The organism is Streptomyces sp. AB3(2024) (assembly GCF_041862025.1).
GTDB lineage: Bacteria > Actinomycetota > Actinomycetes > Streptomycetales > Streptomycetaceae > Streptomyces.
The window spans coordinates 1-7,855 of the sequence record NZ_JBGWAB010000220.1 but is presented as its reverse complement, the minus strand read 5'-3'; the positions used below and the strand labels follow the sequence as shown (position 1 = coordinate 7,855).

2 protein-coding genes are annotated in these 7,855 nt (G+C 78.1%); both read right to left on the bottom strand.

The features are described 5' to 3' along the window. Positions 1-2,885, bottom strand: a 2,885-nt coding sequence (locus ACEPPI_RS38955; protein WP_373919989.1) for a condensation domain-containing protein, incomplete at its 3' end; no start/stop codon positions are given. 375 nt (positions 2,886-3,260) lie between these two features. Next, the coding region (locus tag ACEPPI_RS38950; RefSeq protein ID WP_373919988.1) for a condensation domain-containing protein at positions 3,261-7,855 on the bottom strand (4,595 nt) is incomplete at its 5' end.

The window sequence follows — 7,855 nt, the reverse complement described above, 5'->3', positions numbered from 1 at the left end:
CGGGCCGCCCGTTCGCAGGCGCGGGCCGCCGCGAGGCGCTCGCGGCGCTCCGCCACCGCCGCGCCCTCCTCGCCGGTCAGCAGCCCCCACCCGGTCACCGGCCCGGCGGGATCGGCCGCCGCCCGCGCGAGGGCCCGTAGGAACAGGTCCAGCAGCAGTCGCGCGGTACCGGCGTCGAACAGGTCCACCGCGTACTGCCACCACACCTCCAGGCCGTCCCCGCCCGGCAGCTCCACGCAGGAGGCGCTGAGGTCGAACTTGGCCACCTCCAGGCCCGGTTCGACGAACCGGCCCGACAGCGGGCCCTCGGTCCCGGAGTCCTCGCCGCCCTGCTCCTGTGCGGTGAGCATCACCTGGAAGAAGGGGTTCACGGCGCCGTCCCGGCGCGGCCGCAGGTGTTCCACCAGCAGGTCGAACGGCAGCTCCTGGTGGGCGTACGCGGCCAGGTCCGCGTCCCGCGCCCGGTCGACGAGCTCCGCGTACGAGGCCTCGCCCGACACGTCGGTGCGCAGCACCAGGGTGTTGACGAAGAACCCGACCAGCTCCTCCAGGGCCTCGTCGCCGCGCCCCGCGACCGGGGTGCCGATCGCGATGTCCGTCCCGGCGCCGACGGCGGCCAGCGCCAGCGCCAGCGCGGGCTGGAGCACCATGAGCAGGCTCGCGCCGCGCTCCTCGGCGAGCGCGGCCAGCCGCCGGTGCGCGTCCGCGTCGAGACGGGCGGTGAGGGTGGCGCCCGCCCCGCTGGGCTCGGCGGGCCGGGGCCGGTCGGCGGGCAGGTCCAGCAGGGTCGGCACGCCGTCGAGGGCCCCGCGCCAGTGCGCCAGCAACGCCGCCGGGTCCTCCAGGAGTTCGCGCTGCCACAGGGTGTAGTCGGCGTACTGCACGGGCAGCGGCTCCCAGCCGGGCGGACCCCCGGCCAGCCGGGCGGCGTAGGCCGCGCCGAGGTCGCGCAGCAGGGGGCCCACGGACCAGCCGTCGGTGGCGATGTGGTGGGTCAGCAGCGCGAGGGTGGCGGAGCCGTCGCCGGGCACGAACAGGGCCGCCCGCAGGGGCAGATGGGCGGCGAGGTCGAAGGCGGCGCCGGTGAAGCCGGCCACCAGCTCCGCGACCTCCCCGGGCGCGCAGCCGCGCACCGCGAGCGGCACCTCGGGGGCCGGGAGCACGTGCTGGTAGGGCTCGGAGTCCACCGCCGGGTACACGGTCCGCAGCACCTCGTGCCGCTCCACGACGTCGGCGAGGGCCGCCCGGAGCGCGGCCCGGTCGGGGACGGCGTCCAGGCGCAGCACGAGCGGCAGGTTGTAGGTGGCGGAGGGGCCTTCCAGGCCGGCCAGGAACCACAGGCGGCGCTGGGCGAAGGACAGCGGGACCCGGTCCTCGGCGGGCAGCACCTCCCCGCTGAAGACGGCGTACGGGTCGCGGTCCCGCTCGGGGTCCGCGGCCGGGGCGGGGGACCGCAGCGCCTTGCGGTCGATCTTCCCGGAGGGCGTCCGGGGCAGTGCGGGCAGGAGGGTCACGGTGCCCGGGACGGCCGCCGCCGGGAGCGCCGCCCGTACCCGGTCCCGCAGCTCCGCGGCGCCCACCCCCTCGTCGGCGACGACGAAGGCGGCCAGCCGCAGGACCCCGTCCGCGCTCCGCGGCGCCACCACGGCCGCCTCGCGGACCCCGGGGTGCGCGGTCAGCACCGACTCCACGGAGGCCGGGTCCACCCGGTGGCCGTTGATCTTCACCTCGTCGTCCGCCCGCCCCCGGAAGCCGAGCTGGCCGTCGGGCCGTACGTGGACCAGGTCGCCGGTCCGGTACGCGCGCTCCCCGTCCAGCGTGGTGAACCGGGTCCCGGTCAGCTCCGGCCGGCCGAGGTAGCCCTCGGCGAGGGCCCCGCCCAGCAGCCACAGTTCGCCGTCGACGACGGCGGCCCGCACGCCGGGCAGGGGGGTGCCGATGGGCACCGGCCCGCCGCGGTGGCGGGAGAGGTCGGCGACGGTGGCGACCACGGTGGCCTCGGTCGGCCCGTAGGTGTTCAGCAGCCGCACCCGGTCCGGGTCCACGGCCGCGCACCACTGCGCGACCCGCTCGGGCAGGGCCGCCTCGCCGCCGATGACCACGGTCCGCAGGGAGGGCGGCAGCCGGTCCACGCCCGAGGCGAGGGCGTGCGTCAGCTCGTGCCAGTACGCCGTCGGCAGGTCGAGCACCGTCACCCCGTGCGCGGCGCAGCCCGCCAGCAGCCCGGGGACGTCGAGCATCTCCTCGTCCCGCAGGACGAGGGCGGCGCCCGCGCAGAGGGTCAGGAAGACCTCCTCCACGCTCGCGTCGAAGTGCAGCGGCGCGAACTGCAGCACCTTGTCCTCGGCGTTGATCCCGTAGCGGGCGGTGGCCCCGGCGGTGAAGTGGGCCAGGGCGCGGTGCCCGACGACGACGCCGTTGGGGGTGCCGGTGGATCCGGAGGTGTAGATCACGTAGGCGGATCCGGGGGTGACCCCGGCACCCGGCAGGGGGAACTCCCCGGTGACCGGGGCGAGGTCGTCCCGTCCGGTGCAGTCGGCGAGGATCGCCGCGTTGCGGGCGGCGGGCGCGGCCGGATCGAGTGGCAGGTAGGCCGCCCCGGTCCGCAGCGCCGCGAGCAGCCCGACGACGGCGTCGATGCCGCGCGGGCGGTGCACGGCCACCAGACGGCCGGGACCGGCCCCTTCGGCGGCCAGCGCGTCGGCCCGCAGCGCCACCGCCAGGGCCAGCTGCCCGTACGTCATCCGGCGCGTGCCGTGCACCAGCGCGAGCCGCCCGGGGCCGGCGGCGACCTGGGCGTCGAGCCGGTCGAGCACACCGGGAGCCGGGGTGATCGCCGGGCCGCCGTCCAGGACGGCGCGGGCGGTGGGGGCGGTCGAGGGCATCGCGGGGCCTCCAGGCGAGGGGGTGGGTGCGGACCGCAGTCCGTGCCCCCACGCTAGGCACCGCTCCCGCCCCCGGCGGGCAGTCCCTCCGGCAGCTCCCCACCCCCACGCTGCCGCCCGGGACTGCCGCCCGGGACCGGGGTGGGCCTGGTCTGCGCCCCCGGCCGCCCAGGGTGCCCGCGGCTTCGCGTGCGCGTGCGGCCCCTGACCGGAGGGGCAAGGGCCGTGAGCCGGGCGGCGGACCGTCGGGAGCGGGACCAAGGCCCCGGTGGTCCCGGCGGGACCGGGGGCGCGATTCCGGGTGGCGCGCCCCGGCGCCGCCCCCCCCCCCCCCCCCCCCCCCCCCCCCCCCCCCCCCCCCCGGCCCCGGAGGGGCTACGGCTGCCGGACGCGGGTGCCCGCGCGGGTGCGGCGGCGCAGGGCCGGGGCGGGGGCCGGGGCCGGGCCGGTGGTGGGGGCCGTCGCCAGCAGGGTCGCCAGCCGGGCCGGGGTGGGGTGGCGGAACACCTCGCGCAGGGTCAGCTCGCGGCCGAGTTCCGCCCGCACCCGGTTGACCAGCCGTACCGCGAGCAGCGAATGCCCGCCGGACTTGAAGAAGTTGTCGTCCGGGCCGATCCGGCCCCGCTCCAGCACCTCCGCGAAGAGCCGCAGCAGCGTGTCCGTCAGAGGGGTGGCGGGAGCCGGGGCCGGGTCCGGCGCGGCCGGGGTCTCGGGCAGCAGGACGGCCGCCGGGACCTCGTAGTCCGGGAGCCGGTCCGCCGCCCAGGCCTGGAGGTCGGCCTCCGTCACCGCCCCGGCCGGGGTCACGGCCCGCGCGAGCAGCCGGTCCCCCTCCACCCGGGCCCGCGCCGACACCACCGCCGGATGCGCCGTCAAGACCGCCTCCACCCGGGTCGGATCGACCCGGTAGCCCCCGGCGAGCGGCCGTGCGGGACGCCGGTCGGCCGGGGCGGGAAGGGCCGACACGTGCCGCGACGGGTCGGCGGCGAACAGCTCCAGCGCGGACACCAGCAGCGCCGCCAGCCGGGCCGCGCCCGAGGGGCCGTAGAGGTCGGTGGCGTACTCCAGCACCCCCGACAGACCGCCGGCCCGGCCCTCGTCCCCGGCCCGCTCGGTCAGGGCGAAGGTCAGGTCCGACTTCGCCGTCCGCGCGGCGAAGGCCCCCTCCGTGCCGGCCAGCGGCCCGCCGGACGCCCCGGCCGGAGCCGGGTTCACCTGGAGCATCACCTGCACCAGCGCGTCGTGTGCCGAGGACCGGTGCGGGTTGAGGGTCTCCACCAGCAGGTCGAACGGCAGGTCCTGGTGCGCGTACGCCGCCAGGTCCGCCTCCCGGACCCGGTCGACGAGCTCCTCGAAGGCGGGGTCCCCGCCCGTGCCGGTGCGCAGCACCAGCGTGTTGACGAAGAACCCCACCAGCCCCGACAGGGCGTCGTCGGAGCGCCCCGCGACCGTCGTGCCGATGGCCAGGTCGGTCCCGGCCCCGGCCCGGGTCAGGGCCGCCGCCAGCGCCGCCTGCACCACCATGAACAGGGTGGCGCCGCGCGCGTGCGCGATCCGCAGGAGCGCGCGGTGCGTGCCGGCGTCCACCTCGAAGCCGGTGACCGCCCCGCGTCCCGACGGCACGGGCGGCCGGGGCCGCTCCGTGGGCAGGTCGATCAGCGGCGGCAGCCCGGACAGGGCCCCGCGCCAGAACGAGAGCGGGGCGCCCGGGTCGGCGAGCAACTCCCGCTGCCACAGCGTGTAGTCCGCGTACTGCACGGGCAGCGGAGACCAGCCCGGCTCCCGGCCCGTCGCCGCCCGTGCCTCGTAGGCCGCCGCCAGGTCGGCCAGCAGCGGGCCCGTGGACGAGCCGTCCGCGGCGATGTGGTGCAGGAGCAGCACCAGGGTCTGTGGGCCCCCGCCCTCCGGCAGGAACAGCCAGGCCCGCAGCGGCAGGTCCCGCGTCAGGTCGAAGACGTGCCCGGCCGCCGCGTCGACGGCCGCCGCCACGTCCGCCGCGTGCACCAGGTCCAGTTGCGGCCGGGCGCCCTCCAGCACCCGCTGGTACGGCTCCCCGCCCTCGGCCGCGTACACGGTGCGCAGCACCTCGTGCCGGGCGGCGAGGTCCGCCAGCGCCCCGGCGAGCGCCACCGGCTCCAGCGGCCGTTCCAGGCGCCGCACCAGCGCGACGTTGTAGGTGGCGGACGGCCCCTGGAGCTGGTCGAGGAACCACAGCCGGCGCTGCGCGTACGACAGCGGTATCCGCTCCGGCCGTTCCGCTGCGGGGACCAGCGCCGGCCGCGCCGCTCCCGCCCCGGTGCCCGTCCCGAGGCGGCGGTGCAGGGCCGCCGCGGTGGGGGCCAGGAACAGGTCCCGGATGCCCGCCTCCACGCCGAGCACGGCCCGGATCCGGTTGACGAGCCGGCTGGCCAGCAGCGAATGCCCGCCCGACTTGAAGAAGTTGGCGTCGGCGGCGATCCGCTCCGCGCCCAGCACCTCGGCGAACAGCCCGCACAGGATCTCCTCGCGCGGGGAGGACGGCGCCGCCGTCGCGGCCGTCGGGGCCGCCGCCGTCGCGGCGAGCGCCTCCTGCAGCCGGTCCCGGCGCCGTTCCAGGCCCCGCCGCTCGGGCTCCCGGACCAGGTCCAGTGCGCCGAGGCGGGCCGCCGGATCGGCGGCGAAGGCTTCGAGGGCCCGTACGCACACCTCCAGCAGCAGCCGGGCCGTGTCCTCGTCGAACAGTTCGGTGGCGTACTGCACGTGCACGTCGAGGCCGTCCGGGGCGCCGTCCGCGGTGTGCCGCCCGGCGCAGTGGAAGCTCAGGTCGAACTTGGCGGCGCCCAGGTCGGTGCTCCCGGCCCGGCCCGTGACCGGCCCGAGCGAGATCCGCTCGTCGGCGGCCTCCCGCACGGTCAGCATCACCTGGAAGAAGGGGTGTTCGCCCAGAGCCCGGCCCGGCTCGGCCAGGTGCTCCACCAGGACGTCGAAGGGCAGGTCCTGGTGGTCGAAGGCCGACAGGTCCGCGTCCCGGACCCGGTCCACGAGCTCCCCTACGGACGGGTCGCCGGACAGGTCGGTGCGCAGCACCAGCGAGTTGACGAAGCAGCCGACCAGCTCGTGCAGGTCCTGGTCGGGGCGGCCCGCGACCGGGGTGCCGATCGCCAGGTCCTCGCCCGCGCCGGTGGCCGCCAGCGCCGCCGCCAGCGCCGCGCGGACCACCATGAACAGGCTCGCCCGCCGCTCCCGCGCCAGCCCGGCCAGCGTCCGGTGCGCGTCCGCGCCGACCGTGGCCGACACGGTGGCGCCGCGGCCCGAGGGCTCGGCCGGGCGCGGCCGGTCGGCGGGCAGCGCGGTCCGCGCGGGCATCCCGGCCAGGGCCCCGCGCCAGAAGCCGAGCAGGGCGGCCGGGTCGGCCAGCAGCTCGCGCTGCCACAGCGCGTAGTCGGCGTACTGCACGGGGAGCGGCGGCAGGTCGGGGGCGCGCCCGGCGCACCGGGCCCCGTACGCCCCGTCCAGGTCCCGCAGCAGCGGGGCCAGGGACCAGCCGTCGGTGGCGATGTGGTGGACCAGCAGCACCAGCACCGCGCCGCCGTCGCCCGGGACGAACAGCCGGGCCCGCAGCGGCGCGCGGAGCGCCAGGTCGAAGGCCTCCCGGCCGAAGGCGTCGACCAGCGCGCCCAGCTCGCCGGGCGCGCACGTCCGCACCTCCAGCGGCACCCCGGCCGGCGCGAGCACCCGCTGGTACGGCTCGCCGCCCTCGGCCCCGTACACCGTGCGCAGCACCTCGTGCCGGTTGACGAGGTCACCGAGCGCGGCCTCCAGCGCGGCGGGTTCCGGGACCGCGTCCAGCCGCAGCACCAGCGGGGCGTTGTAGGCCGCCGAGGGGCCCTCGATGCGATCCAGCAGCCACAGCGCCCGCTGCGCGGCCGACAACGGGACCCGATCCGGCCGGTCCGGTACGGGGACCAGCGCGGGCCGGGCCGGCCCCGCGGCCCCCGCTCCGGCCAGCCGCCCGTGCAGGGCGGCCGGTGTCGGGGCGAGGAACAGGTCCCGGATGCCCAGTTCCAGGCCGAGCGCGCCCCGGATCCGGTTCACCAGTTTGCTCGCGAGCAGCGAATGACCGCCCGACTTGAAGAAGTTCGCGTCCGCGGCGAACGCCTCGCCCTCCCCGCGCCCGAGGACCTCCGCGAACAGGCCGCACAGGATCTCCTCCCGGGGCGAGAGCACGTCACGGCGGGCCGGGACGGCGCCGCGCGGGGCGGGCGCGACCGTCGGGAGGGTGCTGCGCCCCCGCGCGGCCAGGGCCCGTGCCTGCGGACCGGACGCCGGGCCGAGGGCGCCGAGGCGGGCCGTGGGACGGTCGGCGAACGCTTCGAGGGTCCGTACGTACAGCTCCAGCAGCAGGCGGGCCGTGTCCTCGTCGAAGAGGTCGGTGGCGTACTGGAGGGCGATCTCGATCCCGTCCGGCCGGCCCTCGGCCGTGTGCAGCTCGCGGCAGTACCAGGTCAGGTCGAACTTGGCGGTGTCCACAACGGTGTCGGCGAGCTCCCCGCCGACCCCGCCGCCCAGCTCCACCCGGCCGCCGCCCGCACCGCCGGCGGCGCCCGCGTCCACGGTCAGCATCACCTGGAAGAAGGGGTGGTGGCCCAGGGCCCGTTCCGGGGCGAGCCGCTCCACCAGCAGGTCGAAGGGCAGCTCCTGGTGCTCGTACGCCGCCAGGTCCGCCTCGCGGACCCGCTCCAGCAGCTCCCCGACGGTGGGGTCGCCCGACAGGTCGGTGCGCAGCGCGAGGGAGTTGACGAAGAAGCCGACCAGGTCGTACAGGTCCTCGTCGGGGCGGCCCGCGACCGGGGTGCCGATCACGAGGTCCTCGCCCGCTCCGGCCGCCGACAGGGCCGCCGCGAGGGCGGCGCGGGCCGCCATGGCCGGGCTCGCCCGGTGGGTGCGCGCCAGGGCGAGCAGCCCGCCGTGCGCCGCCGCGTCCAGCCGGG